Source organism: Actinomadura sp. DC4, assembly GCF_030406325.1.
Lineage (GTDB): Bacteria > Actinomycetota > Actinomycetes > Streptosporangiales > Streptosporangiaceae > Actinoallomurus.
In genome coordinates this window covers 272,207-297,971 of sequence record NZ_JAUEQY010000006.1, presented here as the reverse complement: position 1 = coordinate 297,971, position 25,765 = coordinate 272,207, and the positions used below count along the sequence as shown (strand labels likewise).

Sequence of the window (25,765 nt, the reverse complement as noted above, 5' to 3'; positions counted from 1 at the left end):
GGACATGGACCTCGGCCAGATCGGCATCTGGAACACCGGCCTTCGCGACGAGAGCCCCGACGCGGCGGGACAGATCCGCGAGGCCGCGGCGGAGCTGGAGGAGCTCGGGTTCGGCGCGATCTGGCTCGGCGGCAGCCCCGGCGTACGCCACGCGGTGCCGCTCCTGGCCGCGACCTCGCGCATCGTGGTCGCCACCGGCATCCTCAACATCTGGGAGCACGACCCGGCCCAGGTCGCCGCGGAGCAGGCGGCGCTCGCCGCCGAACACCCCGGCCGCTTCCTGCTGGGCCTCGGCGCGAGCCACGCCGTGCTGATCAAGGAGTACCGCAAGCCGTACTCCGCGATGGTGGACTTCCTCGACGGTCTGGACGCGGCCGGATCGCGGCCGGAGGACCGCGTCCTCGCCGCGCTCGGCCCGCGCATGCTCGCGTTGTCCCGCGACCGCGCCGCGGGCGCCCACCCGTACCTCATCACCGCCGACCACACGGTCAAGGCCCGCGAGATCCTCGGCGCGGCCCCGCTGCTGGCCCCCGAGGTCAAGGTCGTCCTGGAGGAGGACCCCGCGCTCGCCCGCGCCGCGGCGCGCGGCCACCTGTCGTTCTACCTCAGCCTGCCGAACTACACCGGCAACCTGCTGCGGCTGGGTTTCGGCGAGGAGGACCTCGACGACGGCGGCAGCGACCGGCTCATCGACGCGGCGTTCGCCTGGGGCGGCCCGGACGCGATCCGCGAGCGCGTCGCGGCCCACCGCGCGGCCGGCGCCGACCACGTCGTGCTGCAGGTCGTGACCGCCGACAACACGCCCCTGCCCCGTGAGCAGTGGCGCGAGCTCGCGTCGATTCTCACGCCCGTTTCCTGAGAAGGGCCTGATCAGCCCCCCTTTAACGGCCCGGGCCATGGCAATGCCGGGCGAGGCCGGAACCGAGCTTCCGTGTTTTTGCGTCACACGGGGGTAGACACGCCGTGCCCGCCGTTCATGGGGAGGAACATTGGACGCTGCTATGGCGGGGCCGGGGGCTCGCCGTGACATCGCCCTGCGCGAGGAGGAAGACAAGGGGGACTCCGCGCTGATCGACACCATCACTCTGCCCGGCGTGGAGCGCTCGGTAGCGAACGGCCGTCGCTTCGTACGCCAGACGCTGGGCTCACGGCATCCCGCGCTGGACATGGTCGCGCTCGGGGTGAGCGAGCTGGCCACCAACGCGATCATGCACACGCCCAGCGGCGACGGCGGCCAGATCACGATCGGCCTCACCGCGCGCGGGCAGCTCGTACGGGCCGAGGTCACCAACGACGGCACGACGACCGGCAAGCCGCACGTACGCCGCGACGCCGACGCCGAGCACGGGCGGGGGATCCTCATCATCGACGCGCTCGCCGAGTCCTGGGGAGTCATCCAGCACGCCGGATCGACGACCGTGTGGGCGGAGTTCCGCACCGCCTCCTGGTCACGCGCCGAATAGGGTCCGGGCATCCTCCCGGACCCGGCACACTTGAGGCGTGCCATCAACGCTGCCCGACGGAGATCCGGTCCCGCGCGACGGGGCGCTGCCGGCCGGCGCGCTCGACGGCCTGGGCGGCCGCCCGTTCGGCTTCTACGTGCACGTGCCGTTCTGCGTCACCCGCTGCGGCTACTGCGACTTCAACACCTACACCGCCACCGAGCTGCGGGGTGCCTCCCGCGAGTCCTACGCCGACACGGCGATCGCCGAGATCCGGCTGGCCCGCCGCGTGCTCGGCGACGCCGACCTGCCGGTGGAGACGGTGTTCGTGGGCGGGGGCACGCCCACGCTGCTGCCCGCCGGCGACCTCGGCCGGGTGCTGGAGGCGATCGACAAGGAGTTCGGCCTGGCCGCCGGCGCCGAGGTCACGACCGAGTCCAACCCCGAGACGGTCGACCCGGCCTACCTCGCCGGGCTGCACGAGGCGGGCTTCACCCGCATGTCGTTCGGCATGCAGAGCGCGCGTGAGCACGTCCTGGCCGTCCTGGACCGTACGCACACGCCCGGCCGGCCGCAGCAGTGCGTCACCTGGGCGCGGCAGGCCGGCTTCGAGCACGTCAACCTGGATCTGATCTACGGCACGCCGGGGGAGACCGACGCCGACTGGCAGGCGAGCCTCGACGCGGTGGCCGAGGCCGGGCCCGACCACGTCTCCGCGTACGCGCTCATCGTCGAGGACGGCACGCGGCTCGCCGCCCGCGTACGCCGGGGCGAGCTGGCCGCGCCCGACGACGACGCCATGGCCGACCGCTACCTCGCCGCCGAGCGCACGCTGGGCGGGCACGGGCTCGGCTGGTACGAGATCTCCAATTGGGCGGCGAGCGAGGCCGCCCGCTGCCGCCACAACCTGCTCTACTGGACCGGCGGCGACTGGTGGGGCGTCGGCCCCGGCGCGCACAGCCACGTCGGCGGCACGCGCTGGTGGAACGTCAAGCACCCCGCCGCGTACTCCTCCCGTCTGGCGGAGGACGTCACGCCCGCGCACGCCCGCGAGGTGCTGGACGCCGCGGATCGCCGGTTCGAGCGGATCATGCTGGAGCTGCGGCTCGCCGAGGGCTGCCCGCTCGACCTCTTCGACGACGCGGGCGCGGTGCGCCGCGCGGTCGCGGACGGCCTCCTCACCCCGGAGGCGTACGAGGCCGGCCGCGCCGTGCTCACGCTGCGGGGACGCCTGCTCGCCGACGCCGTCGTACGGGACCTGACCTGATCACTTGATCATGTTCCAGGAGATCCACGCGGGCAGCCGGTACGTCTCACGGCGGCCGGCCTTGACCGCCGCGACGATGAGGTAGACGGCGTTCGTGATGCCGTAGGCGAAGATCACCAGGATCGCGAAGACCAGCGCGACGGGTGCGCTGGCGACCGCGACGGCGATGCCGGCGGCCAGCACGCCCACGAAGATGATCAGGTGGGTCAGGCACGCGTTGAGCGCCTGCGCGCCGTGGAAGCGGACGAACGGCGACTGGTCCTTGCGGGCGAAGTAGACGACCAGCGGCGCGACGAACCCGATGACGAACTGGCCGAGATAGCCGGCGATCGCCCACGTCGTGTCGTCGTCGGAGATCCCCTGCGGTGGCTGCGGCGGCGGCCCGTAGCCGTACTGGGGCGGAGGCGGGGGACCGCCGTACGGCGGCGCGCCGGGAGGGGCGGTCCAGCCGTGGTCACCGGGTTCGGTCATGAGGCTCTCCTCAGCGGAAGATCCGCCAGGCGACGATCGCCGGCAGGCGGTACCACTCACAGCGGTTGGCGCCGATCGCGGCCTTGACCACCACGAAGCAGTCGGCGGCCAGGACGGCGAAGACGAGCGGCAGCCAGCCGGGCCCCTTGAAGTAGGTCAGCAGCATCGCGACGAACATGCCGGCGGCCGCGACGACGAACAGGTTCAGCGCCTGCACCGCGTGGAAGCGCGCGAACGGCGACGTGCGGCCCTTCGCGGCAAGGACGATCGCCGGGGCGACGAAACCGGACACGAACATCCCGACGTACGCGGGCACCGCCCACCGCTCGTCCTCGTCGGTGACCGGGCCGCCGATCGGGGCCTCGGCGCGCCGTCTCCGTCCCTGGACCGGAACATCGGCGTACGGGTCGTACTGCTGCGGCGGAGCGTACTGCGGAGGTGGCGCGTTGTACGGGGGCGGAGGCCCGTACTGTGGCTGCCCGCCGTACTGCCCCTGGTAGGGCGGTCGTCCGTACGGCCCGCCGGGCTGCTGCCCGTAACTCATCGTGCCCCCTCCGGCGGCATATGCCCCCTGCGATGTGGTGTCGCAGTTTATGAGACGTAAGCACGCCATGAATGGTTGCTTCGTCACTCGTCCTGATATGGGGCTGTGACGAAATCGATGAGCTCCTCGACCCGGCCGAGAAGGGCGGGTTCGAGGTCGGCGTAGGTGCGCACCCGGCCCAGGATCGACTGCCACACCTCGCCCGGCTCGCCCTTCCAGCCGAGCGCGGAGATCACGCCCTCTTTCCAGGAGATGCCGCGCGGGACGTCCGGCCAGGCGCGGATGCCCAGCACGGAGGGCTTGACCGCCTGCCAGATGTCGATGAAGGGGTGCCCGGTGACCAGGACGTACGGCGAGTCGACCTGGGCGGCGATCCGGCTCTCCTTGGAGCCGGTGACGAGGTGGTCGACGAGCACGCCCAGCCGGCGTTCGGGCCCGGGGCCGAACTCCTCGGCGATCGCGGCCAGGTGGTCGACGCCTTCGAGGAACTCCACGACCACGCCCTCGACCCGCAGGTCGTGACCCCAGATCTTCTCCACCAGCTCCGCGTCGTGCTTGCCCTCGACGTAGATGCGGCTCTCCTGCGCCACGCGGGCACGGAGGTTCGGCACCGCGATCGAGCCGGACGCCGAGAGCGTACGGCCGGCCGCGGGCGCGGGACGGACGAGCGTCACCGGCTTGCCGTCGATCAGGAAACCGGCCTTGGCGAGCGGGAAGACCCGGCGCTTGCCGAACCGGTCCTCCAGCGTCACCGCGTCCTTCGCGCACGCCACGACGGCGCCACAGAAGCCGCTGGAGGGGTCCTCGGCCACCAGACCGGACTCGGCCGCGACCTCGGGGATCTGGCCCTTGCGAGGGCGTCGCCAGTCGCCCGACAGCACGTCTTTGGCGTAGTTCTTGCTCCGCACGGGTCCGCACCGTACCGGGACCAACCCGGCGGAGAGGGGATCAACACGCACTGAGGCGCAAGACGGTACGCTTGCGCGCCGGCGCACCGGAATAACCGGTACCGGAAACGGTGTTGCGCCACACGTGGCGCACGGGCACCTTGGGCGGGTCGCGCCAGGTCGTGTGAGGTTCTGCTGGCGGGCTGTTCTCGCCGACACGCCGCTTCGGTCGCCGATCGGCCTACACTTGGCACTCAAGAACGCTGAGTGCCAGGCTCGGACCCTGGGAGGTGAGTGCGTGCTCGACGATCGGAAACTCGCGGTGCTCCGGGCAATCGTTGAGGACTACGTGTCCACCAACGAACCCGTGGGCTCCAAGGCGCTGGCCGACCGGCACAACCTCGGCGTCTCACCGGCCACGATCCGCAACGACATGGCCGTGCTCGAAGAGCAGGGCTACATCGCCCAGCCGCACACGAGTGCCGGCCGCGTGCCGACCGACAAGGGCTACCGCCTTTTCGTCGACCGGCTGTCGACGATCAAGCCGCTGTCCTCCGCGGAGCGGCGCGCGATCGAGACGTTCCTGGCGAACGCCTACGACCTCGACGACGTCGTGACCCGTACGGTCCGGCTGCTCGCGCAGCTGACCCGGCAGGTCGCCGTCGTGCAGTACCCCTCGCTCACGCGGTCGGCGGTACGCCACGTCGAGCTCGTGCCGATCGCCCCCGAGCGCCTCCTGCTGGTGATCATCACCAACACGGGCCGGGTCGAGCAGCGGGCCATCGAGATGCCCGAGGGCGTCTCGGAGGACTCCATCGCCCATCTCCGGGCACTGCTCAACGCCCACCTCGACGGGTGCTGGCTCACAGACGTTCCCGGCGTCGTCGCCGAGGTGCCCGAACGCGTGTCGCCCGACGAGCGCCCGCTCGCCGCGACCGTCCTTTCGGTGCTGCTCGAGACGCTGATCGAGAAACACGAAGAAAAGATCGTCATCGCCGGCGCGGCGAACCTCGCCCGCGCCGACTTGTCCCAGAGCCTCCGCGACGTGCTGGAGGCGTTGGAAGAACAGGTCGTCCTTATGCGCCTGCTCGGTGAGGTGACCGATCCCACGAGTCTCACCGTGCGGATCGGCACCGAAAACCCCCACGAGAGCCTTTTCACGACCTCCGTGGTCGCCACCGGATACGGTGCCGGCGACCAGGCCGTGGCCCGGCTCGGCGTGCTCGGCCCGACGCGGATGGACTACCCCGGCACGATGGGAGCGGTACGGGCAGTGGCACGTTACGTCGGTCAGATTCTGGCGGGGTCGTAAGTGGCGAACGACTACTACGCGACCCTCGGGGTCCGCCGTGACGCGGGTGCGGACGAGATCAAGAAGGCTTATCGCCGGCTCGCCCGCGAACTCCATCCGGACGTCAACCCCGACCCTGAGACCCAGGACCGGTTCAAGGAGATCACCCAGGCGTACGAGGTGCTCTCCGACCCCAAGAAGCGCGAGATGTACGACCTGGGCGCGGACCCCTTCGCGTCCGGGGCGGGGGCCGCGGGCGCCGGCGGGTTCGGGGCGGGCTTCCCGTTCAGCGACATCATGGACGCCTTCTTCGGCACGCAGGGCCAGCGGGGCCCGCGCACCCGCGCCCGGCGCGGCCGCAACGGCACGATCCGCGTCGAGCTCGACCTGTCCGAGACCGCCTTCGGCACGACGCGCGAGCTGACCGTCGACACCGCGGTCGTCTGCACCAACTGCACCGGTACCGGCACCGCGCCGGGCACCCAGCCGGAGAACTGCGACATGTGCCACGGCCGCGGCGAGGTGCAGCAGGTCACCCGGTCCTTCCTCGGCCAGGTCATGACCTCACGCGCCTGCCCGCAGTGCGGCGGCTACGGCAGCGTCATCCGTACGCCCTGCACCGAGTGCTCCGGCGACGGCCGGGTCCGCACCCGCCGTACGATCAAGGTCCGCATCCCCGCGGGCGTCGAGAACGGCACGCACATCCAGCTCGCCGGCGAGGGCGAGGTCGGCCCTGGCGGAGGCCCGCCCGGCGACCTGTTCCTCGAGATCGTCGAGCGCCCTCACGCGATCTACGAACGCCAGGGCGACGACCTGCACTGCACGGTCCAGGTCCCGATGACGGCGGCGGCCCTCGGCACGTCGCTGACGGTCGAGACGCTCGACGGGCCGGAGGAGATCGACATCCGGCCCGGCACCCAGTCGGGCCAGCAGATCCCGATGTACGGGCGCGGCGTCAAGCACCTCAACGAGACCGGCCGCGGCGACCTGATGATCCACGTGAACATCGAGACGCCGACCAAGCTGGACGAGGAGCAGGAGGGGCTGCTGCGCCAGCTGTCGGTCCTGCGCGGTGAGGAGCGCCCGCCGGGCAAGTTCACGCCGGGTCAGCAGGGCTTTTTTTCCCGGCTGCGCGACGCGTTCAACGGCCGCTGAGTGAGCCCTCCGGTCTTCCTGTGCGCGAGTGATCGGCTCTCCTCGGACGCGATCCTGCTGGAGGGCGCGGAGGGCCGCCACGCCGCGGCCGTACGCCGGCTGCGGCCGGGGGAGCGCGCCGACCTGACGGACGGGGCCGGGCTCGTGGTCGAGTGCCTGGTCACCTCGGCGGGCCGGGACAGCCTGTGGCTCGAGGCCGTGTCACGTACGCGTGTCCCCGCGCCGTCGCCGCGCGTCGTGGTGGTCCAGGCCCTGCCGAAGGGCGACCGCGGCGAGCTCGCGGTCGAGACGATGACCGAGGTCGGCGTGGACGAGGTCGTCCCGTGGGCGGCGGCGCGCTGCGTCACGCAGTGGCGCCCGGAGCGCCGGGCCAAGGCGCTGAACCGCTGGCGGGGCACCGCGCGCGAGGCGGCCAAGCAGTCCCGGCGCGCGTGGCTGCCGGAGGTCGCGGAGCTGGCGGGTACCCCGGAGGCGGCGGAGAGAGTCGCGAGGGCGACGCTGGCCGTGATCCTGCATGAGGAGGCGGAACGGCCGCTGAGTGCCGTGAGCGTGCCCGAGAAGGGCGAAATCGTGGTGGTGGTCGGTCCTGAGGGCGGTCTGACGGAGGACGAGCTCACGATGTTCCAGGACGCGGGCGGCGTCCCGGTGCTCCTGGGCCCGACCGTCCTGCGCACGTCCACGGCCGGCGTCGCCGCCACGTCCGTACTCCTCAGCCGTACCGGCCGCTGGTAACGCGGGTACGGACGCGGCGCGCGCTCTACCTCAGGGGGAGAGGTTGGGGTCCGGGGCCGCCTCTGAGGTGGGGTTGTTGCTCGGCGGCGCGTCCGGAGGTGAGGTCGGCGGTTGCGTCGGCGGGCCGTCGGTGGACGTCGGCGGTGTCGTGTCGCCGCCCGGAGGGGCCTGGCAGGTGACCTGGGGCGTGGCCGCGTCGCTGGACGGGGAGACCGGCGGGGTGACGGTTCTCTCACCCGGCGGGCAGGTGGTGCCGTTGACGACGTGCTTGCCGGTGTTGGTCGGATGGATGGCCGTCGGACTCGGGGAGCCGCTCGGCGCCGGAGTCGTGGAACCGCCGGGCACGATTTCGCCCTGGGAACGGCCGTCCTTCGTCGAGGAGTTGTCGCCGTCGCCGCCCGCGTCGGGGCTGAAGTGGCCGGTCTGGACGAAGTTCGCGAGGGCCGGGGTGACCGAGACGGTGACGACACAGACGGCGAGAGCGGCGGCCACCGCCGCAAAAGGGCGCAGCCACGGGGTCGAGTAGGAGAAGAAGCCGAAACGCCGTTCGTGCTTTTTGTTGATCTTGGAGCGGATCCGTTCAAGTCCCTCCGCAGAGGGCGTGACCGCTTCCGCTTCCGCGTGAAGGGCACGGCGAAGACGGTCGCCGTGCTCGTCGTCGAAGGGTTGGGTCATTACTGCTGCTCCAGGACGCTGCGTAGCGCGGCCATACCGCGCGCGGTGTGGCTCTTGACGGCCCCCCGGCTGATGCCCATGGATCGGGCGATCTCCGCCTCGGACAAATCACCGTAATAGCGGAGCACCAGTGCTTCGCGCTGCCGGTTGGGCAGCGCGCTGAGCGCCTTGACGACGGCGGAGCGCTCGAGCTCCACGATCGCGCCGTTTTCCGCGCTCGGTGCGTCGGGAAGCCCCTTGGGAGCATATTTCTCCACGACGGCACGGTGCCGCAATACTGATCGTGACCGGTTGACCACGGACTGTCGAAGATATGACAGTGCCTTATCCGGCTCGCGAAGGCGCCGCCAGGCCCCGTGCATGGCGACGAACGCGTCCTGAACCACTTCTTCCGCCGTCGCGACGTCGCGGACGAGCAGCGTCGCGAGGCGTACCAGCGAGCGATATTGCGCGCTGTAGAGCGCGGTAACCGCCTGATCTGCATCCCAGGCGACCGCCACGGCTCCTGCTGTGCTCCTGGCTACGAGGGCTTCGGTCACATCAGTGGGACGCGCGCCCTCGCTGTGAGGTTTACGAAAGGGCATACCTCTGTCTCGCCTTTTCCCGCCCATCAGTGCGACCGCCATGTGCCTTCTCTGTTCGGACGGCACACCGGATCTGCAAGTTCATGCGAAATTTGTCCGGTTTCGGGCGGCTAGGGGATTGGAGGCTGGGGGCCCGAGCGCCGGGGGTTCGCGTAGCAACCCTAACCAGAGGAAGACGGTTATTGGCGGCCGCCGAGCCGACCGGTCGTAACGATTCGCAGACGAGCGCACCCGGGAGCGCCCCCGGACCGCGATAACATGCGCTGACCATTGGGGCATGAGGAGGGCTCAGTGACAGAACACGACTGCTTGTTCTGCAAGATCGTGTCCGGTGACGTGCCCGCTACCGTGGTCCGTGAGTCCGCCCGCACGCTGGCGTTCCGCGACATCAACCCGCAGGCGCCCACGCACGTCCTGGTGATCCCCAAGGACCATCACGCGACCGTGGCCGAGCTGGCCGCCGCGGACGGCGACCTGCTCGCCGAGCTGGTCCGCGAGGCGCACGAGGTCGCGGCCGGCGACGGCGTCGCCGAGTCCGGATACCGCATGGTGTTCAACACGGGTCCCGGCGCGGGCCAGACCGTCTTCCACGTGCACGCCCACGTGCTCGGCGGGCGCGGCCTCAACTGGCCGCCCGGATGATTTCCGCTGGTGAGTGACTTGTGAGCGAGCCGAAAATGATTGGTCCCGGCCGGTAGCATGGACCCGAAGACCGAACGTGACCGGAAGGCAGGGACGAAGAGGCCGCAAGGCCGGGCTATGGCCGATTCAACACATACCGCTGACGCCGCACCGGACAGCGCGCGCACGCAAGTAAAGATCGTGATTCCGGACGACCACTCGATGGTCGCCCTTCTCGGCTCACGCGACGAGCTTCTCGACGTGGTCGAGCGGACCTTCGCCAGCGACGTCCACGTCCGTGGCAACGAGATCACGATCACCGGCCCTGCCGAGGAGACCGCGCTCGTCGCCAAGCTCTTCGAGGAGCTGCTCGACCTGCTGAAGACCGGCACGCCGCTGGCTCCCGACGTGATCGAGCGCAGCGTGGCGATGCTCCGCGCGGAGACCACCGAGCGGCCCGCCGAGGTGCTGACGCTCGACATCCTCTCCTCGCGCGGCCGCACGATCCGCCCCAAGACGATCAACCAGAAGCACTACGTCGACGCCATCGACAAGCACACGATCGTCTTCGCGATCGGCCCGGCGGGTACCGGCAAGACCTACCTCGCGATGGCCAAGGCCGTGAAGGCGCTGCAGGCCAAGGAGGTCAACCGGATCATCTTGACCCGGCCGGCCGTCGAGGCGGGCGAACGCCTGGGCTTCCTGCCCGGCACGCTCTACGAGAAGATCGACCCCTACCTCCGGCCCCTGTACGACGCGCTGCACGACATGATCGACCCCGACTCGATCCCGCGCCTCATGGCCGCCGGCACGATCGAGGTCGCACCCCTGGCATACATGAGGGGCCGCGCTCAACCTGTGTTCACGAAGGTCCTCACGCCGGACGGCTGGCGCCCCATCGGAGACCTTCGGGTCGGTGATCTGGTCATCGGTTCGAACGGTGAGCCGACCCCGGTCCTCGGCGTCTATCCGCAGGGCGAGAAGGACATCTACCGCGTCACCGCCCAGGACGGGGCGTGGACCCTCTGCTGCGGCGAGCACCTGTGGACCGTCCGGACCGTCGCGGACAAGCGCCGCGACAAGCCATGGCGGGTCCTGGAGACCCAGGAGATGATCGGCAACCTGCGCACGGCGCACGCACGGCGTTACGAGCTGCCGCTGCTCAGCGCCCCGGTGTGCCTGCCCGAGCGCGAGGTCCCCCTGGACCCGTACGCGCTGGGCCTGCTGCTGGGCGACGGCTGCCTGACCGGCTCCACGACACCGTCCTTCGCGACGGAGGACCCCGAACTCGCCGCCGCACTGGGCGAGTTCCTGCCCGGAGTCAAGGTCCGCCACAAGGGCGGTGTCGACTACGTGCTGAACCGCGTGACCGAACCCGGCCAGGTCATCATCATCGCGAACCCCGTCACCGCGGCCGCTCGCGAGCTCGGGCTGTGCGGTACGAGGTCGGCGTCGAAGTTCGTGCCGGACGTCTATCTCCACAACTCCGCCGAGGTCAGGCTCGCCGTGCTCCAGGGTCTCCTGGACTCCGACGGCGGGCCGGTCACCCAGACGGACCGCACCTGCCGCGTCCAGTTCACGACGACGTCGATTCTGCTCCGCGACGACGTCATCGCGCTGGTTCAGTCGCTGGGCGGGGTCGCCTACACGCGACGTCGCCTCGCCGAGGGCCGCGAGCAGGGAAGCGCGCTCGCAGGCTTCAAGCGCGACGCCCACGTCGTCGACATCCGGCTCCCGGAAGGCGTCGAGCCCTTCCGCCTCACCCGCAAGCGTGACAAGTACCACGCGGCGGCCGGAGGCGGCGGGCGGCCGATGCGTTTCATCGACTCGATCGAACCCGCGGGCCGCGAGGAGTGCGTCTGCATCCAGGTGGCGGCCGAGGACTCGCTGTACGTCACGCAGGATCACCTGCTGACCCACAACACGCTGAACGACTCCTTCATCATCTTGGACGAGGCGCAGAACACCTCGCCCGAGCAGATGAAGATGTTCCTCACCCGGCTCGGGTTCGGGTCCAAGGTCGTGGTCACCGGTGACGTCACGCAGGTCGACCTGCCGTCCGGGCAGCAGAGCGGACTCCGGGTCGTCCAGGACATCCTGGACGGTCTCGACGACATCAGCTTCCGTACGCTGACCAGTAAGGACGTCGTACGCCACAAGCTGGTCGGGCAGATCGTCGACGCCTACAACCGGCACGACCTGCAAAACCAGCCGCAGGAGCTGAAGCAGAACGGCGCCGGGCGTGGCTCACGCAAGCGGGGGCGGTGATCGAGCGATGAGCGTCGAGGTGCTCAACGAGTCCGGCGACGTCGTCGACGAGGCGACGCTGTCCACCCTTGCCACGCACGTGCTCGACCGGATGAGCGTTCACCCGCTCGCGGAGCTGTCCATCGTGCTCGTCGACGAGGCGGCCATGACGGAGCTGCACGAGAAGTGGATGGGCGAGCCGGGCCCGACCGACGTGCTCGCCTTCCCGATGGACGAGCTGCGGCCCGGCCACGTGTCCGGCGGCACCGAGGACGCGCCGGTCGACCCGGCGCTGCTCGGCGACGTGGTGCTCTGCCCGGTCATCGCGGGCAAGCAGGCGGCCAAGGCCGGCCACAGCGCCGAGGACGAGCTGCACCTGCTGTGCACGCACGGCATCCTCCACCTGCTCGGCTACGACCATGCCGAGCCCGAGGAGCACAAGGAGATGTTCGGCCTGCAGGCGGAGCTGCTCGCCTCGTGGCGTGAAGTCCGCGCGCAGCCCTCCTCATGACCGCGGTGATGATCTGGCTGGTGATCCTCGCCGCCGCGCTGGTGGCGGTGGCGGGCCTGTTCGCGAGTGCCGAGACGGCGCTGGCCCGGATCTCCCGCGTCCGGGTCGAGGAGCTCGTACGCGACGACGGCCGGCGGGCGCGCATGCTCGCCGAGGTCGTCGCCGATCCGCCGCGCTACCTCAACCTCGTGCTCCTGCTGCGGGTGAGCTGCGAGCTGGCCGCCACCGTGATCGTGGCGGCGGTGTGCACGACCTGGCTGGGGGAGAACTGGCGGGCGTACGCCACGGCGGCGGCGGTGATGATCGTGGTGAGCTACATCGCGGTCGGCGTCAGCCCGCGCACGCTCGGCCGGCAGCACGTGGACCGGGTGGCGCTCGTCGGCGCCGCGCTGATCCACCCGCTGGCGCGCGTGCTCGGCCCGCTGCCCAAGCTGCTCATCCTGCTCGGCAACGCCCTGACGCCCGGCAAGGGCTTCCGCGAGGGCCCGTTCACCTCCGAGGCGGAGCTGCGCGACCTGGTCGACCTGGCCGAGCAGCGGCGGCTGATCCAGCCGGACGAGCGCGAGATGATCCACTCGGTGTTCGAGCTGGGCGACACCCTCGTACGCGAGGTGATGGTGCCGCGTACGGACATGGTCTTCATAGAGCGTGACAAGACGCTGCGGCAGGCGCTGTCGCTGGCCCTGCGCAGCGGGTTCTCCCGCATTCCGGTGGTCGGGGAGAACGAGGACGACGTGGTGGGCATCGCCTACCTCAAGGACATCGTGCGCCGCAGCCACGAATACCGCGACGGCGAGTCGGTCGAGCGGGTCGAGTCGATCATGCGCCCGGCGACGTACGTGCCGGACAGTAAGCCCATCGACGAGCTGCTGCGCGAGATGCAGGCGCGGCAGACGCACTGCGCCGTGGTCATCGACGAGTACGGCGGCACGGCGGGTCTGGTCACGATCGAGGACATCCTCGAGGAGATCGTGGGCGAGATCACCGACGAGTACGACCAGGAGGCGCCGCCGGTCGAGCAGCTCGCCGACGGGCGGGCCCGCATCACCGCGCGGTTCCCGGTCGAGGACCTGGCCGACCTGTTCGACGTCGAGATCGACGTGGACGAGGTCGAGACCGTCGGCGGCCTGCTGGCCCACGCGCTCGGCCGGGTGCCGATCGCCGGCTCGCAGGCGACCGTGGCCGGCCTGCGGCTGACCGCGGAGAACCTCTCCGGGCGCCGCAACAAGATCGGCACGGTCCTGGTCGAGCGCGTCGAGCCCGAGCCGGAGGACGAGCCGGCCGAGGACCGTGAGAACGCCGACGCCTGACCCGGCCGACTACGCTGAGCGGCGTGAGCGATCTCGATGCCGAAGACCTGAAGATCATTACCCTGGCCCGGTCCACGCGCGCGCGTGCGGGTGCGGCCGAGGGGGCGGCGGTGCGCGACGAGACCGGCCGCACGTACGCCGCCGGTCCCGTGGAGCTTCCCTCGCTGCGGCTTTCCGCGCTCCAGGTGGCGGTGGCGATGGCCGTCTCCAGCGGCGCGCAGGACCTGGAGGCCGCCGCGGTGGTGACCGACTCCGACGCTCCCGACATCGCCGCCGTACGCGACCTCGGACCCAAGGCGCCGGTCCTCGTGGCGGCCCCGGACGGCTCACTCCGTACGGTGCTCCGGGACTGACCGGCGCAATGAGCGCCGCGAGTACGCCACAATCGAGGGTGTGACCTCGCCCCAGACATCGACCGGCATGCGTTTCAAGTCGGGTTTCGCCTGTTTCATCGGGCGCCCCAACGTGGGCAAGTCCACGCTCATGAACGCCCTCGTCGGCACCAAGGTGGCGATCACCAGCAGCAAGCCGCAGACGACCCGGCGCACCATCCGTGGCATCGTCCACCGGCCCGACGCCCAGCTGATCATCGTGGACACGCCGGGGCTGCACAAGCCGCGCACACTGCTCGGCGAGCGGCTCGACAGCCTGGTGCGCTCCACGCTCACCGAGGTCGACGTGATCGGCTTCTGCGTGCCGGCGAACGAACAGGTCGGGCCGGGCGACCGGTTCATCGCCGCCGAGCTGGCCCAGGTCAAGCGGACACCGGTCGTGGCGATGGTGACCAAGACCGACCTGGCGAGCCGCGAGCAGGTCGCCCAGCAGCTCCTCAAGGTGTCGCGGCTCGGCGAGTGGGCCGACGTCGTGCCGTGCTCGGCGGAGTCGGGATTCCAGCTCGACGTGGTCGGCGACGTGCTGGTCGACCGGCTGCCCGAGGGCATGCCGCTCTACCCGGAGGGCGAGCTGACCGACGAGCCCGAGCAGGTGATGGTCGGCGAGCTGATCCGCGAGGCGGCCCTGGAGGGCGTACGGGACGAGCTGCCGCACTCGATCGCGGTGGTCGTGGAGGAGATGAAGGCCCGCGAGGGCCGCGACGACCTGATCGACGTGCACGCCTGGCTCTTCGTCGAGCGGCCGAGCCAGAAGGGCATCGTCATCGGTCCGAAGGGCGCGCGCCTGAAGGACGTCGGCACGCGCGCCCGGCGGCAGATCGAGGCGCTGCTGGGCTCCAAGGTCTACCTCGACCTGCGGATCAAGGTCGCCAAGGACTGGCAGCGCGATCCGAAGCAGCTTCGCCGCCTCGGCTTCTACGAGTGAGCGGGGGCCGGGGCGTCCCCCGGCCCGTACGGGCTACTTCGACCGTGAGGTCACGGCACCGATGACGCCCAGGACGATGACCGCGATGGCCATGATGAGCGACAGGTAGATACCGGCCTTCAGCGAGACCTCCACGCTGCTTCCGGTGCCCAGGCTGGGCAGGTTGCTGTCGTACTTCGCCTTGTCCCCGAAGACCTTGAGGATCGTGCCGATCGCGATGACCGCCGGGAGGATCGCGATCAGCCCGAGCTTGGCGTTGTTCACCATCGCCGCGATGCCGAGGCCGATCGCCACGATCGCGCAGAACATGACGATCTTGCCCTCGCCGGCCTTGATGCCGGCCAGGCTGCGGCTGATCGGGCTGCTGGACAGCGGGGTGCCGGTGAGGCTGGAGGTGCCGAGCTGGAGCTTCACCGAGATCCACGGCAGGAGGGTGCCGACGGCCATCAGGGCGCCGGCGATGGCCACGCCGATGCCGAGCGGCGAGCCCTTGCGGCCGCCCGTTCCCGCGGCCTGCCAGGGCTGCTGGCCCGGCTGTCCATAGCCCGGCTGCCCGTAGCCCGGCTGGCCCGGGTAGCCGCCGGGCTGCTGCTGCTGGTACGGCTGAGGATAGGCTTGCTGAGGAGGGTTGGGGGAATACCCACCCTGTGGTGGCGGATATCCGCCTTGTTGCTGGTATCCACCCTGCTGGGGGTTTCCGCCCTGCTGGCCTGGGTAGCCGCCGGGAGGTGCCCCCCATGGCTGCTGGCCACCGCCGTAGCCGGGATCATTTGGCTGACTCATGCCTTGCAGAGTAGAAGTTCCGCTCCTTCACGGACAGCCTTTCGCAGATCACAACCGTGCTGCGAACTCGGCAGGCCGCCTATCCTTCGCGGGACGGCGGCGGCGGAATGGGCGAAGCGTTTCTGCCCGCCGGGCGGATACGGCAGGATCGGGACCAGTGGGCGTTGTGCCCGATAGAGGAGGAGGCGGCCCGTGTTGCTGATCTTCGGGCTCTCGGTGTTCTTCCGGACCATCGGACAGGGCGACTTCCACTGCCCCAACTGCGGCGGCGACCGCCATTACCGGCAGCGGGTCGCCCGCCGCTGGTTCACGCTCTTCTTCATTCCCGTCATCCCGCTGAACCGGGTCGGTGAGGTCGTCGAGTGCGGGACCTGCCGGACCCGGTTCAACCTCGACGTTCTCCGCATGCCCACGGCGCAGCGGATGGCCGCGGCGCTGCCGATGGCGATGCGCGCCGCCGCGGCGACGATCCTGTCCGCCGGTGACCCGACGGACTCGACGGCGCGGTCCCGCGCCGTCGACGCGGTCCGCGGCTACGGCCTCGCGGACTTCGACGACGCGATGCTGGCCGCCGACCTGGCCACCGCGCCCGAAGGCGCCGGCGAGGTGATCGCGCAGGCGGGCGCGCAGCTGACCACCGAGGCCCGCGAGTGGTTCCTCGCCCAGGTCGTACGCGTCGCGCTCGCCGACGGCGCGATCGGCCCGGGGGAGCGGCAGGCGCTGCACGAGATCGCGGGCCGGCTCGGCATGACGCCGGCGCACGCCGTCGGCGTGATCACCACGACCGAAGGGGCGGCGCGCGAGTGAACGCGCCGCCCGACGCCGCGACACGGCCGCGGACCGCGCTGGTCCGCCGGCCGAGCCCCCGCCTGGCGGAGGGGATCGTCACGCACGTCGACCGGCAGCCGGTCGACGCCGAGCTCGCGGCGCGTCAGCACGACGCGTACGTCACGGCCCTGGAGACGGCCGGCTGGCGGGTCCTGACCCTGCCGCCCGCCGACGACCTGCCCGACGGTGTCTTCGTCGAGGACACGGTCGTGGTCTGCGGCGACCTGGCGGTGCTCGCCAGCCCCAGCGTGCCCGAGCGCGTCCCCGAGGTCGCCTCGGTGGAGCGCACGGTCACCGACATGGGGCTGGAGGTCACGCGGATCGACGAGGGCAACCTCGACGGCGGTGACGTACTGCAGGTCGGCACGACGGTCTACGCGGGCCGCTCGTCCCGTACGAACGAGGACGCGCTCTGCCAGCTCACCCGGCTGCTCGCCACTCGTGGCCGCCGCGTGGTCCCGGTCACGCTGAACGACTGCCTCCACCTGAAGACGGCGATGACGGCGCTACCGGACGGGTCCCTGATCGGCGTGCCGGACCTGGTCGACACGTCCGCGCTGCCCTACCTCCGCGTCGCGCACGAGCCGGCCGGCGCCCACGTCCTCGTGCTGGGCGACAAGCAGGTGCTCGTAAGCGCCTCGGCGCCGCGTACGGCCGAGCAGCTCACCGCCGAGGGGTACGACGTCATCGTCGTCGACATCAGCGAGTTCGAGAAGCTCGAAGGCTGCGTGACCTGCCTGAGCGTCCTGATCCCCTGACCCACACGCGTCTCATCAGGTGGGACGCGATTGCGGGGTTGCGCGGACGGTCTGTTAGCTTGGTCGGGTGCTGCGTGAGCTGCTCCTCCTTAGCGGCCGCGACGGGGGCCTGTAAAGGCCGGCTCCCTCGTCGCGGGGCTTCGGCATTGCTGGCCGCAGGCACTTCACCGGGAGCACCCTTCACATGCCTCACTTCAAGCAACAGCCGAGTTCCATGCCCGTCGGGCGTTACTCCGCGTTCCCCGCGGTCGACCTGCCGGACCGCGCCTGGCCGGGCAACACGATCACCAAGGCGCCGCGCTGGCTGTCCACCGACCTGCGCGACGGCAACCAGGCGCTGATCGACCCGATGAGCCCGACCCGCAAGCTGGCCATGTTCGAGCTGCTGGTGCGCATGGGCTACAAGGAGATCGAGGTCGGCTTTCCCGCCGCCAGCCAGGCCGACTTCGACTTCGTCCGCCAGCTCGTCGAAGAGGACCGCATCCCGGGCGACGTGCAGATCTCCGTCCTGACGCAGGCGCGCGAGGAACTGATCGACCGGACCGTGCAGTCGCTGGCCGGTGCGTCGCAGGCCACCGTGCACCTCTACAACGCCGCCGCGCCGCTGTTCCGCCGCGTGGTCTTCGACATCGGCAGGGATGAGTGCAAGGCCCTGGCCGTACGGGGGACCGAGCACGTCATGAAGTTCGCCGAGCAGTACCTCGGCGACTGCGACTTCGGCTATGAGTACAGCCCGGAGATCTTCATCGACACCGAGCTGGACTTCGCGCTGGAGATCTGCGAGGCGGTCATGGACGTCTGGCAGCCGGGCGACGGCCGCGAGATCGTGCTCAACCTGCCGTCGACGATCGAGCGCTCCACGCCGAACGTCTACGCCGACCAGATCGAGTGGATGGGCCGCAACCTGTCCCGCCGCGAGCACGTCGCCCTGTCGGTGCACCCGCACAACGACCGCGGCACCGCGGTCGCCTCGGCCGAGCTGGCCGTCATGGCCGGCGCGGACCGGGTGGAGGGGTGCCTGTTCGGCAACGGCGAGCGTACGGGCAACGTCTGCCTGGTCACGCTCGGCATGAACCTCTTCTCCCAGGGCGTCGACCCGCAGATCGACTTCTCCGACATCGACGGCATCCGCCGCACCGTGGAGTACTGCAACCAGCTGCCCGTGCACGAGCGCCACCCGTACGCCGGCGACCTGGTCTACACCTCGTTCTCCGGCTCCCACCAGGACGCGATCAAGAAGGGCTTCGACGCCCTCGAACGCGACGCGGCCGAGGCCGGCGTGCCGGTCGAGGAGTTCCGCTGGGCGCTGCCGTACCTCCCGATCGACCCCAAGGACGTCGGCCGCTCCTACGAGGCCGTGATCCGGGTCAACAGCCAGTCCGGCAAGGGCGGCGTCGCGTACATCATGAAGACCGAGCACTCGCTCGACCTGCCGCGCAAGCTGCAGATCGAGTTCTCGCGCGTCGTGCAGGAGCACACCGACGGCGAGGGCGGCGAGGTCACGCCCGAGCAGATGTGGCAGATCTTCGAGGCGGAGTTCCTCACCAACGGGCCGAAGGTCGGGCTCCTGGCGCACCGCGCCGTGTCGCGGGTGGACGAGAAGGACCTGCTCAACGTCGACGTACGCGTCGACGGGGAGATCCGCGAGGTCGAGGGCATCGGCAACGGCCCGATCTCGGCGTTCGTCAACGCGCTCGCCGCGATCGGGGTCCAGGCCCGGGTGCTCGACTACACCGAGCACGCGCTGTCGGCCGGCAGCGACGCGAAGGCCGCGGCGTACGTCGAGTGCCAGGTCGGGGACCGGACTCTGTGGGGTGTCGGCATCGACGCGAACACCGTCACCGCGTCGCTGAAGGCGGTGCTGTCGGCGGTCAACCGCGCGACGCGCTGAGCGAGGCCCGCCGCCGTTGACCGCCTCTTCTACGGAGGCGGTCGGCGGCGCCGGGGGATCAGCTGCCGTGGGTCATGACATGGTCCACGAGGTCGCGCAGGGGACCGTGGAGGTCGGCCTCGCCGATCTGGGCGGATCGGTCGCCGATCTTTATCTCGTACATGTAGCGGTCGGGCTGCCGCTTCGGCTCGGGGAGTTCGTCCAGGCTTACGTCGTGGATGAGGCCGGCCACCGCCGGATGGTCCGCCGAGTCGACCTCGGCACGACGGACCAGCCCGGCGAACCCGCCGCTGCGGGTGACGGCCACCTTCACGTGATCTTGACTCCGACCTGCGTCCACGCGTCGCGTACGGCGTCGCTCTCGGTGCTGCTCACACCGAAGAGCGTGCCCGCGGTCGCGACGGTCATGCCGGCGAATGTCGCGAAATCCGCGCCCGTCGGCACCCTTCTGCTGGTGAGCGTGTCGTACCAGACACGGCCGGCCTTCTCCCACGCGTTGCCGCCGATCGCGGCCGCGGCGAGGTAGAACGCGTGGTTGGGGATGCCGGAGTTGATGTGCACCCCGCCGTTGTCGCTGTCGGTGTCGACGTAGTCGGCCATCGTGGCGGGCTGCGGGTCCTTGCCGAGGGCCGGGTCGTCGTACGCGGTGCCGGGCGCCTTCATCGAGCGCAGCGCGACGCCGTGGACCGAGTCGGCGAACATGCCCTGGCCGATGAGCCAGTCGGCCTGGTCGGCGGTCTGGCCGAGGTGGTACTGCTTGACCAGCGAGCCGAAGACGTCGGAGAGCGACTCGTTGAGGGCCCCGCTCTGACCTTGGTACTCCAGGCCGCCGGAATACTGCGTGACGCCGTGCGTGAGCTCGTGCCCGGTCACGTCGAGCGGCCCGGTGAAGGTCTTGAAGATCTGCTGGTCGCCGTCGCCGTAGACCATCTGGGAGCCTTCCCAGAAGGCGTTGTCGTAGCCGTTGCTGTAGTGCACGGTCGCCACCAGCGCCAGGCCCCCGCCGTCGATGGAGTTGCGGCCGTAGGCCACGTTGTAGAAGTCGAACGTGACGCCGAGCCAGTCGTAGACCTCGTCGACCTGCTGGTCGCCGGTCGCCGGGGCGCCCTCGGCGCGGACCGTACGGCCCGGCAGCGTCTCCTGGTGCGCGGCGTCGTGGAGCGTGCGCTTGGCGGCCACCGGCGTGGTGGCCGGTGGCGGCTGCGCGATGAGCTGTGCGGCGTCACGGGTGAGTCGCTGCTCATTGTCAAGGGTGAGGGTGCGCTGGACCAGCTCGCGCACCTGCTCGTCGCCGTGTCTGTCGGCGACGTGCTCGAGTACGTGCGGCGGGACGATTGTGCATCTCATGAAGTCACATTTGCACGAGGGCTGTGATCCACACCACCGGTGACTCGACCGCATGTGGTCACCATACGTAAATTTTCACCTACGAAGAGTTGACAAACGCAGGTTCTTACCAGTCACCGCCGTAGTCCCCGTAGTCGTCGACGACATCGACCTGCTCCACGACCTCGTCGTGGTCGAACATCTCGTTGACGATCATGCCGCCGACGAAGCCCGCCGCGCCGGCCGCCACCATCGAGCCAGCACCGTACCCCTGCCGCTGCGGGTAGCCACCGTAGTCCGGATAGCCGGGCTGCGGGTATCCGGCCTGCTGGGCGTAGCCGCCGCGGCCCTGCAGATGGTCGCTCCAGCGCTGGGCGCACGCCGGGCACGCGAGCACCGGGCGCGGCGCGCCCCACTGCGGCGACCACGTGATCTCCCGGCGGCCGGGGCCGTGCGAGGCATCGAAGAAACAGGTCACGTTCTCCCCCTGCGATCTCGTTCGTACTCCCCTTGGACCCCTGCGGGCGTCGCGCCGGTTCCACCCGGTTCGTGCGGGACAATGAGAAGGTGAGTCTCTACCGTGACGAGGGCGTCGTGCTGCGCACCCAGAAGCTGGGCGAGGCCGACCGCATCGTGACGATCCTGACTCGCCGCACCGGGCGGGTGCGGGCCGCCGCCAAGGGCGTGCGCAAGACCAAGTCGCGCTTCGGCGCGCGGCTGGAGCCGTTCACCCACGTCGATCTGCAGCTGTACGAACGCCGCTCGCTCGACCTCGTGACCCAGGCCGAGACGCTGCGCCCGTACGGCGAGCGCCTCGCCACCGACTACCCGCGCTACACCGCCGGCACCGCGATGCTGGAGACGGCCGAGAAGCTCACCCCGGTCGAGAAGGAACCCGCGCTGCGGCAGTTCCTGCTGGTCGTCGGGGGTCTGCGGACGCTCGTCGAGGGCGGGCACGATCCCCGGCTGGTCCTCGACGCCTTCTTCCTGCGGTCCCTGGCCATCGCGGGCTACGCGCCGGCGCTGGAGGACTGCGCGCGCTGCGGCGAGCGTACGGGCCGGTCGTTCGCGATCGCGGCGGGCGGAATGGTGTGCGGGTCGTGCCGGCCGCCGGGCTCGGCGAGCCCGGCGGAGGCGACGATCGGGCTGATGATCGCGTTGCTGCGCGGCGACTGGGATCGCGCGGACTCGAGCGAGTCCCGCCACCGAGTAGAGTGCAGCGGCCTCGTGGCCGCCTACCTCCAGTGGCATCTAGAGCATGGCATCCGCTCCCTCCGGCACGTGGAGCGCGAGGTGCCGAGCGAGCGGAGTGGTCGGCTGAGGGACGAGGCCGGCCGTGGAGTGAGTGAGAAGCCGAGCGCGACCATTGAGCCCGAGCGCGAGGTGCCGAGCGAGCGGAGTGGTCGGCTGAGGGACGAGGCCGGCCGTGGAGTGAGTGAGAAGCCGAGCGCGACCATTGAGCCCGAGCGCGAGGCGCCTCGCCTGCCCGAGCGGGAAGCGCCGAGGAACGTCGTACATGACTAGGAGACGAATCAGAACATGAGGGTCGTACAGCCGCCGGATCCGCACGAGAGCGGCGCTCGGCCGCCGAAGCTGCCCAAGGAGCTGATCCCGCGCCACGTCGCCGTCGTCATGGACGGCAACGGCCGGTGGGCCAAGGACCGCGGGCTGCCTCGTACCGAGGGTCACAAGATGGGGGAGTACGCCCTCTTCGACGTGATCATGGGCGCGATCGAGATCGGCGTCCCGTACCTGTCCGCGTACGCCTTCTCGACCGAGAACTGGCGGCGTTCGCCGGACGAGGTGCGGTTCCTGATGGGCTTCAACCGCGACGTGATCCGCCGCCGCCGCGACCAGCTCCACTCGATGGGCGTACGCGTCCGGTGGGCCGGCCGCCGGCCCAAGCTGTGGCGCAGCGTCATCAAGGAGCTCGAGGACGCCGAGCGGATGACCGAGCACAACGACGTCCTGACCCTGCAGTTCTGCGTCAACTACGGCGGGCGGGCCGAGATCGCGGACGCCGCCGCGGCGATCGCCCGCGACGTCCAGGCCGGCAAGCTGCGCCCGGAGAAGATCACCGAGAAGGTCTTCCAGCGCTACCTCTACCGCCCCGAGATCCCCGAGGTCGACCTGTTCCTGCGTCCGTCGGGAGAGCAGCGCAGCTCCAACTTCATGGTCTGGCAGGCGGCCTACGCCGAGTTCGTCTACCAGGACGTCCTGTGGCCCGATTACGACCGGCGCAACTTCTGGGACGCGTGCGAGTCGTACGCGCGCCGCGACCGGAGGTTCGGCGGGGCGCTGCCCAACGAGGTCGGCGCCGTCACATCGCCCTGAGCGGCTGGACGGGCTCGTCGGGCGGGTCGCCGGCCGGCAGCCCGTACATCGTGAGCAGGCGGTGCCGTACGGCGGCGAGCGGATAGGTCTGCGGATAGACGGCCATCTTGAAGACGACACCCTCCAGCACGCTGCGGAACATGACCTCCTCCAGGGCGGGGTTCTCGGCGCCGCGCTCGGCGAAGATCGCCCGTAGCCGGCGTTCGAGCTCCCCGACGACCTCGGCCTGGGCGGCCTCGACGCCGACGAAGATCTCCCGGGTGCCGGGCTGCAGCATCAGGCACAGGACGAGCCGCTGGATGCCGATGGTGCCCGCGGCCGAGGTCAGGGTGCGGTTGATGCAGCCCGCCAGCCGCTGGTCGGGGGTGATCTCGTCCTCGGCCGGGTCGGTGAGCGCGAGGAACCCCGCCAGCGCCTGTCCGAGCAGCGCCTGCAGCAACTGCTCCTTGGCCGGGAAGTAGTACGACACCAGGCCGCGCGCGACCCCGGCGCGCTCGGCGATCTGGGCGATCGTGGTGCCTTCGTACCCTCGTTCGGCGAACGCCATCAGGGCGGCCTCGAGGATGCGTTGCTGGGACTGCTCCCGCATTTCCTGGTTGACCTGGGCCGAACGTGGCGACAAGCGGACCCCCGACAGATCGATGACGGACTCCATTGTCGCCTGTCGCCACGACGGTGGGTCCGTCAGCTCCGTACGCGGCCGTTGATGGCCCCGATGACGTTGGTGACCCCGCCCTTGTCGGGCGACTCGAGCTCGAGGTCCGTGCCACCGGTGAAGGTGATGGCGAAGTTGTAGACCTTGATCGACACCTGCGCCCGGCTCGACTCCGTGAGGCGCGCCTCGGCGACCTGGCCGATCGGGATCTCGGCGACGAGGTCCTTGGCGCGGCCGAGCATGGACTGCTCGAACAGCAGCACGCGCCGGTCGGTGACCGCGAGGTTCATCTTCGGCGGCAGACCGCCGTCGCCCGCCACGTCGACGAACCTGATCCCCACGACGTTCTGCAGGGCGGAGTAGTAGCCCTCACGCTTCAGCGTGCCCGGGAGGTTGGCCATGCAGCTCGCCACCAGCCTCTCGTCGGGACCCAGGATCTTCGACGCCGCCTTCTTGACGGCCCAGTCACGTGCGGCCATTGATTCGTTCTCCGTTTCGCTTCTCGGGAACGTTGACTGTACAGCCAGCCAGTGATGAAGGCGTACAAGATCGGCTAACTGGACGTGATGCGGCGTCCTCATGGGAGCCATGCTGGATGCGGGCTGCGGTACCGGAGAGAACGCCCTGCACGCCGCCGCGCTGGGCGTGCCGGTGCCGGGCTTCGACGGCGGTGGCGTGAGAACGGCGCCCCGGCCGGCGACCATCGAACGCCGCGCCTAGGGAAAGATCGGTGGCATGGCTCGGCACTGTTGTGAGGACATGGCGCGGAATGTCGACTGGGACTGTGACCGGCACGCGGATCCGTACGAATGCGCGGACGCGGTGGTGGTGTTCATTCCCAAGCTCCAGGAGTACGGGCTCATCGTGCACGACGGCGGCACGTCGAGCCTGGGAATCATGTTCTGTCCGTGGTGCGGGAAACGGCTACCGGAGTCCCGGCGCGAACGGTGGTTCGCGGAACTGGAAAGCCGGGGGATCGACCCGTGGGAGGACGATGTCCCGGCCGAGTTTCAGGACGAGCGCTGGCTCGGCGAAAGGTGAATTCAAAGCGAGCAGCGCGAAAGTCAGCCGCTCCTCCTGCTGGCCGACGGGCGCCAGAGCATGATCGCCAGGACCAGCAGTGAGGCCAGCAGCTGTCCGGCTGCGATCAGGCCGATCCAGTTGAGGGACCACCCCTCCGCGTACGCGCCGACGTAGAAGATGAGGGCCGGGCCTCCTATGCCGAGGGCGGCGGCAACGGAAAGTCCAACGAACGCCAGTAACATATCCGCCTCCGGTGGCGATGCGGTTAATTCAAGATCGATTCACGTTCTTGCCGGGTTCAGGCTGGACTCTATAGCAAAGTTTTATCGGCGTACCGCTGAAATATGATGCTTTCCAATAGGTCGCTTATGTCCTGATGTTTCGCTAAGGGGCTATAAAGGGCGCGCGTTTATCGTCGGCGGCGCATCATCGTGGCGAGCTGGGTCTCCGTCATGGGCGGGACCTCGATGGGGTGGGCGGCCTCGGCGCGCAGGCCGTCGAGGAAGAAGGCCAGGCAGCGGCGCCACGCCTCGGGGGCCACGTCCATCGACTCGCGGATCACCTGGGACATCGCCCAGATCACCGTCGACAGGTCCTGGGGCTTGAAGTCCGCCCTCAGCCGGCCGCTCTCCTTGGCGCGCTCGATGATGCGGTCCGCGTGCTGGAAGCCGCGATGGCACGCCTCGCGTACCTCCGGGCTCACCGGGAACCGCAGGGCGAGCGCGTCATTCAGGGCGTGGTCCTGCGACTGGAGCGCGAACAGACCCTCGAGGAAGCTCGCGAAACCGTTCCACGGGTCGGGGTCCTCCAGGGCCGCCTCGGCGACGCGGTCAAGGGCGGCCAGGCGTTCGGGGAAGATCGCGTCGAAGAACGTCTCCCGCGCCGGGAAGTGGTTGTAGAGCGTGCCGATGCTGACCCCGGCGCGGCGGGCGATCTCCTCCAGCGGCGCGTCGAGGCCGCGTTCGCCGAAGACCTGTACGGCGGCGGCCAGCAGCTTGTCGCGGTTACGCGCGGCGTCCGCCCGCAGCGGCCTGGGTGTCATCACCCCATCATAGAAAGTCGAGGTAACCCTCAATTTCATGCTAACTTGAGGGTTACCTCATAATAAGAGAA

At 70.1% G+C, this 25,765-nt stretch carries 31 protein-coding genes and 2 pseudogenes; 20 read left to right on the top strand and 13 right to left on the bottom strand.

The window, feature by feature from the left end; all coding sequences use genetic code 11:
• Positions 1–4: 4 nt before the first annotated feature.
• The 3 genes from QWU11_RS12865 to hemW all read left to right on the top strand — a co-directional run bounded on the left by QWU11_RS12865 (position 5) and on the right by hemW (position 2,709).
• Entirely contained in the window at positions 5–859 is an 855-nt protein-coding gene (locus QWU11_RS12865) for an LLM class F420-dependent oxidoreductase (protein ID WP_290105435.1), read from the top strand.
• A gap of 130 nt (positions 860–989) precedes the next feature.
• Positions 990–1,463, top strand: coding sequence for an ATP-binding protein (locus QWU11_RS12860; protein ID WP_290105434.1), 474 nt, complete (start codon positions 990–992; stop codon positions 1,461–1,463).
• A 37-nt stretch (positions 1,464–1,500) separates the two neighbouring features.
• On the top strand, positions 1,501–2,709 hold the full coding sequence (gene hemW / locus QWU11_RS12855; protein WP_290105433.1) for a radical SAM family heme chaperone HemW: 1,209 nt from the start codon (positions 1,501–1,503) through the stop codon (positions 2,707–2,709).
• On the opposite strand, the gene QWU11_RS12850 is transcribed toward hemW, so the two are convergent.
• From QWU11_RS12850 to QWU11_RS12840, 3 genes are all read right to left on the bottom strand, one after another.
• Entirely contained in the window at positions 2,710–3,180 is a 471-nt protein-coding gene (locus tag QWU11_RS12850) for a DUF4870 domain-containing protein (protein ID WP_290105432.1), read from the bottom strand.
• Between the two features lie 10 nt (positions 3,181–3,190).
• Positions 3,191–3,724, bottom strand: coding sequence for a DUF4870 domain-containing protein (locus QWU11_RS12845; RefSeq protein ID WP_290105431.1), 534 nt, complete (start codon positions 3,722–3,724; stop codon positions 3,191–3,193).
• Positions 3,725–3,807: 83 nt separating this feature from the next.
• Positions 3,808–4,632: a DUF3097 domain-containing protein gene (locus QWU11_RS12840; protein WP_290105430.1), complete on the bottom strand. Its 825-nt coding sequence runs from the start codon at positions 4,630–4,632 to the stop codon at positions 3,808–3,810.
• A gap of 277 nt (positions 4,633–4,909) precedes the next feature.
• Here QWU11_RS12840 and hrcA point away from each other — a divergent pair, with 277 nt between their 5' ends.
• Genes hrcA through QWU11_RS12825 form a run of 3 tightly spaced genes read left to right on the top strand, consistent with a single transcriptional unit; the run spans position 4,910 to position 7,789 of the window.
• Positions 4,910–5,923, top strand: coding sequence for a heat-inducible transcriptional repressor HrcA (gene hrcA, locus QWU11_RS12835; RefSeq protein WP_290105429.1), 1,014 nt, complete (start codon positions 4,910–4,912; stop codon positions 5,921–5,923).
• Positions 5,924–7,057: a molecular chaperone DnaJ gene (gene dnaJ / locus QWU11_RS12830; RefSeq protein ID WP_290105428.1), complete on the top strand. Its 1,134-nt coding sequence runs from the start codon at positions 5,924–5,926 to the stop codon at positions 7,055–7,057. It abuts the gene before it with no gap.
• On the top strand, positions 7,058–7,789 hold the full coding sequence (locus tag QWU11_RS12825) for a 16S rRNA (uracil(1498)-N(3))-methyltransferase (RefSeq protein WP_290105427.1): 732 nt from the start codon (positions 7,058–7,060) through the stop codon (positions 7,787–7,789).
• A 30-nt stretch (positions 7,790–7,819) separates the two neighbouring features.
• On the opposite strand, the gene QWU11_RS12820 is transcribed toward QWU11_RS12825, so the two are convergent.
• Positions 7,820–8,464 (bottom strand): hypothetical protein, encoded by a 645-nt coding sequence (locus tag QWU11_RS12820; protein ID WP_290105426.1) that lies wholly within the window; start codon positions 8,462–8,464, stop codon positions 7,820–7,822.
• Positions 8,464–9,003 carry a SigE family RNA polymerase sigma factor gene (locus QWU11_RS12815; RefSeq protein WP_290105658.1) on the bottom strand — a complete coding sequence of 180 codons (540 nt, stop codon included), beginning with the start codon at positions 9,001–9,003 and terminating at the stop codon, positions 8,464–8,466. Before QWU11_RS12815 ends, QWU11_RS12820 begins: the two co-directional genes overlap by 1 nt.
• Positions 9,004–9,339: 336 nt before the next feature.
• On the opposite strand from QWU11_RS12815, the gene QWU11_RS12810 reads away from it, so the two are divergent.
• From QWU11_RS12810 to era, 7 genes and pseudogenes are all read left to right on the top strand, one after another.
• The gene (locus tag QWU11_RS12810; protein WP_290105425.1) at positions 9,340–9,690 is read left to right on the top strand and encodes a histidine triad nucleotide-binding protein; all 351 of its coding nucleotides are present in this window, start codon (positions 9,340–9,342) and stop codon (positions 9,688–9,690) included.
• Positions 9,691–9,747: 57 nt separating this feature from the next.
• A pseudogene (locus QWU11_RS12805) lies at positions 9,748–11,325 on the top strand (PhoH family protein); the annotation flags it as partial.
• A gap of 156 nt (positions 11,326–11,481) precedes the next feature.
• Positions 11,482–11,937 (top strand): PhoH family protein, encoded by a 456-nt coding sequence (locus QWU11_RS12800; RefSeq protein ID WP_354670841.1) that lies wholly within the window; start codon positions 11,482–11,484, stop codon positions 11,935–11,937.
• 7 nt (positions 11,938–11,944) lie between these two features.
• Positions 11,945–12,427, top strand: a complete 483-nt coding sequence (gene ybeY / locus QWU11_RS12795; RefSeq protein ID WP_290105424.1) for an rRNA maturation RNase YbeY — start codon at positions 11,945–11,947, stop codon at positions 12,425–12,427.
• Positions 12,424–13,737: a hemolysin family protein gene (locus tag QWU11_RS12790; RefSeq protein ID WP_290105423.1), complete on the top strand. Its 1,314-nt coding sequence runs from the start codon at positions 12,424–12,426 to the stop codon at positions 13,735–13,737. Before ybeY ends, QWU11_RS12790 begins: the two co-directional genes overlap by 4 nt.
• Positions 13,738–13,760: 23 nt before the next feature.
• On the top strand, positions 13,761–14,090 hold the full coding sequence (locus QWU11_RS12785; RefSeq protein ID WP_290105422.1) for a cytidine deaminase: 330 nt from the start codon (positions 13,761–13,763) through the stop codon (positions 14,088–14,090).
• Between the two features lie 67 nt (positions 14,091–14,157).
• Positions 14,158–15,054 (top strand): GTPase Era, encoded by an 897-nt coding sequence (gene era / locus QWU11_RS12780; RefSeq protein WP_290105421.1) that lies wholly within the window; start codon positions 14,158–14,160, stop codon positions 15,052–15,054.
• Between the two features lie 33 nt (positions 15,055–15,087).
• On the opposite strand, the gene QWU11_RS12775 is transcribed toward era, so the two are convergent.
• Positions 15,088–15,837, bottom strand: coding sequence for a hypothetical protein (locus QWU11_RS12775; RefSeq protein ID WP_290105420.1), 750 nt, complete (start codon positions 15,835–15,837; stop codon positions 15,088–15,090).
• A 192-nt stretch (positions 15,838–16,029) separates the two neighbouring features.
• Here QWU11_RS12775 and QWU11_RS12770 point away from each other — a divergent pair, with 192 nt between their 5' ends.
• From QWU11_RS12770 to leuA, 3 genes are all read left to right on the top strand, one after another.
• The gene (locus QWU11_RS12770) at positions 16,030–16,644 is read left to right on the top strand and encodes a zinc-ribbon domain-containing protein (protein WP_290105419.1); all 615 of its coding nucleotides are present in this window, start codon (positions 16,030–16,032) and stop codon (positions 16,642–16,644) included.
• Positions 16,641–17,423, top strand: a complete 783-nt coding sequence (gene ddaH / locus QWU11_RS12765; RefSeq protein ID WP_290105418.1) for a dimethylargininase — start codon at positions 16,641–16,643, stop codon at positions 17,421–17,423. Before QWU11_RS12770 ends, ddaH begins: the two co-directional genes overlap by 4 nt.
• 214 nt (positions 17,424–17,637) lie before the next feature.
• Complete coding sequence (leuA, locus tag QWU11_RS12760; RefSeq protein ID WP_290105417.1) at positions 17,638–19,314, top strand: 2-isopropylmalate synthase; 1,677 nt, start codon at positions 17,638–17,640, stop codon at positions 19,312–19,314.
• Between the two features lie 58 nt (positions 19,315–19,372).
• Here the strand turns inward: leuA and QWU11_RS12755 are convergent, their stop codons facing one another.
• The 3 genes from QWU11_RS12755 to QWU11_RS12745 all read right to left on the bottom strand — a co-directional run bounded on the left by QWU11_RS12755 (position 19,373) and on the right by QWU11_RS12745 (position 21,118).
• Positions 19,373–19,621, bottom strand: coding sequence for a protealysin inhibitor emfourin (locus QWU11_RS12755; protein ID WP_290105416.1), 249 nt, complete (start codon positions 19,619–19,621; stop codon positions 19,373–19,375).
• A gap of 2 nt (positions 19,622–19,623) precedes the next feature.
• A complete protein-coding gene (locus tag QWU11_RS12750; protein ID WP_290105415.1) occupies positions 19,624–20,661 on the bottom strand; it encodes a M4 family metallopeptidase in 1,038 nt (345 codons plus the stop codon).
• 106 nt (positions 20,662–20,767) lie between these two features.
• Entirely contained in the window at positions 20,768–21,118 is a 351-nt protein-coding gene (locus QWU11_RS12745) for a hypothetical protein (protein WP_290105414.1), read from the bottom strand.
• A gap of 89 nt (positions 21,119–21,207) precedes the next feature.
• Here QWU11_RS12745 and recO point away from each other — a divergent pair.
• Together recO and QWU11_RS12735 are read left to right on the top strand one after the other, a co-directional pair.
• Positions 21,208–21,930: pseudogene (gene recO / locus QWU11_RS12740) on the top strand (DNA repair protein RecO); the annotation flags it as partial.
• A gap of 249 nt (positions 21,931–22,179) precedes the next feature.
• Positions 22,180–22,974, top strand: a complete 795-nt coding sequence (locus QWU11_RS12735; RefSeq protein WP_290105413.1) for an isoprenyl transferase — start codon at positions 22,180–22,182, stop codon at positions 22,972–22,974.
• Here the strand turns inward: QWU11_RS12735 and QWU11_RS12730 are convergent.
• Both QWU11_RS12730 and QWU11_RS12725 read right to left on the bottom strand, forming a co-directional pair.
• Positions 22,961–23,596 (bottom strand): TetR/AcrR family transcriptional regulator, encoded by a 636-nt coding sequence (locus QWU11_RS12730; RefSeq protein WP_290105412.1) that lies wholly within the window; start codon positions 23,594–23,596, stop codon positions 22,961–22,963. The two genes, QWU11_RS12735 and QWU11_RS12730, sit on opposite strands and share 14 nt — an antisense overlap.
• Before the next feature lie 62 nt (positions 23,597–23,658).
• On the bottom strand, positions 23,659–24,108 hold the full coding sequence (locus QWU11_RS12725; protein WP_290105411.1) for a hypothetical protein: 450 nt from the start codon (positions 24,106–24,108) through the stop codon (positions 23,659–23,661).
• A gap of 109 nt (positions 24,109–24,217) precedes the next feature.
• Between QWU11_RS12725 and QWU11_RS12720 the strand changes: the two genes are divergently transcribed.
• Positions 24,218–24,349: a hypothetical protein gene (locus QWU11_RS12720; protein ID WP_290105410.1), complete on the top strand. Its 132-nt coding sequence runs from the start codon at positions 24,218–24,220 to the stop codon at positions 24,347–24,349.
• A gap of 39 nt (positions 24,350–24,388) precedes the next feature.
• Entirely contained in the window at positions 24,389–24,670 is a 282-nt protein-coding gene (locus QWU11_RS12715) for a hypothetical protein (RefSeq protein ID WP_290105409.1), read from the top strand.
• Positions 24,671–24,693: 23 nt separating this feature from the next.
• Here the strand turns inward: QWU11_RS12715 and QWU11_RS12710 are convergent, their stop codons facing one another.
• A complete protein-coding gene (locus tag QWU11_RS12710; protein WP_290105408.1) occupies positions 24,694–24,894 on the bottom strand; it encodes a hypothetical protein in 201 nt (66 codons plus the stop codon).
• 167 nt (positions 24,895–25,061) lie between these two features.
• The gene (locus QWU11_RS12705; RefSeq protein WP_290105407.1) at positions 25,062–25,694 is read right to left on the bottom strand and encodes a TetR/AcrR family transcriptional regulator; all 633 of its coding nucleotides are present in this window, start codon (positions 25,692–25,694) and stop codon (positions 25,062–25,064) included.
• Positions 25,695–25,765: the final 71 nt, after the last annotated feature.

Bases quoted from the DNA above. Each gene is read 5' to 3' on its own strand.
- QWU11_RS12705 (WP_290105407.1), bottom strand. From the start codon at position 25,694: ATGACACCCAGGCCGCTGCGGGCGGACGCCGCGCGTAACCGCGACAAG.
- QWU11_RS12820 (WP_290105426.1), bottom strand. From the start codon at position 8,464: ATGACCCAACCCTTCGACGACGAGCACGGCGACCGTCTTCGCCGTGCC.
- QWU11_RS12715 (WP_290105409.1), top strand. From the start codon at position 24,389: ATGGCGCGGAATGTCGACTGGGACTGTGACCGGCACGCGGATCCGTAC.
- ybeY (WP_290105424.1), top strand. From the start codon at position 11,945: ATGAGCGTCGAGGTGCTCAACGAGTCCGGCGACGTCGTCGACGAGGCG.
- QWU11_RS12735 (WP_290105413.1), top strand. From the start codon at position 22,180: ATGAGGGTCGTACAGCCGCCGGATCCGCACGAGAGCGGCGCTCGGCCG.
- QWU11_RS12800 (WP_354670841.1), top strand. From the start codon at position 11,482: ATGCGTTTCATCGACTCGATCGAACCCGCGGGCCGCGAGGAGTGCGTC.
- leuA (WP_290105417.1), top strand. From the start codon at position 17,638: ATGCCCGTCGGGCGTTACTCCGCGTTCCCCGCGGTCGACCTGCCGGAC.
- QWU11_RS12865 (WP_290105435.1), top strand. From the start codon at position 5: ATGGACCTCGGCCAGATCGGCATCTGGAACACCGGCCTTCGCGACGAG.
- era (WP_290105421.1), top strand. From the start codon at position 14,158: ATGCGTTTCAAGTCGGGTTTCGCCTGTTTCATCGGGCGCCCCAACGTG.
- QWU11_RS12720 (WP_290105410.1), top strand. From the start codon at position 24,218: ATGCTGGATGCGGGCTGCGGTACCGGAGAGAACGCCCTGCACGCCGCC.
- QWU11_RS12710 (WP_290105408.1), bottom strand. From the start codon at position 24,894: ATGTTACTGGCGTTCGTTGGACTTTCCGTTGCCGCCGCCCTCGGCATA.
- QWU11_RS12790 (WP_290105423.1), top strand. From the start codon at position 12,424: ATGACCGCGGTGATGATCTGGCTGGTGATCCTCGCCGCCGCGCTGGTG.
- QWU11_RS12725 (WP_290105411.1), bottom strand. From the start codon at position 24,108: ATGGCCGCACGTGACTGGGCCGTCAAGAAGGCGGCGTCGAAGATCCTG.
- QWU11_RS12850 (WP_290105432.1), bottom strand. From the start codon at position 3,180: ATGACCGAACCCGGTGACCACGGCTGGACCGCCCCTCCCGGCGCGCCG.
- QWU11_RS12750 (WP_290105415.1), bottom strand. From the start codon at position 20,661: ATGAGATGCACAATCGTCCCGCCGCACGTACTCGAGCACGTCGCCGAC.
- QWU11_RS12845 (WP_290105431.1), bottom strand. From the start codon at position 3,724: ATGAGTTACGGGCAGCAGCCCGGCGGGCCGTACGGACGACCGCCCTAC.
- QWU11_RS12775 (WP_290105420.1), bottom strand. From the start codon at position 15,837: ATGAGTCAGCCAAATGATCCCGGCTACGGCGGTGGCCAGCAGCCATGG.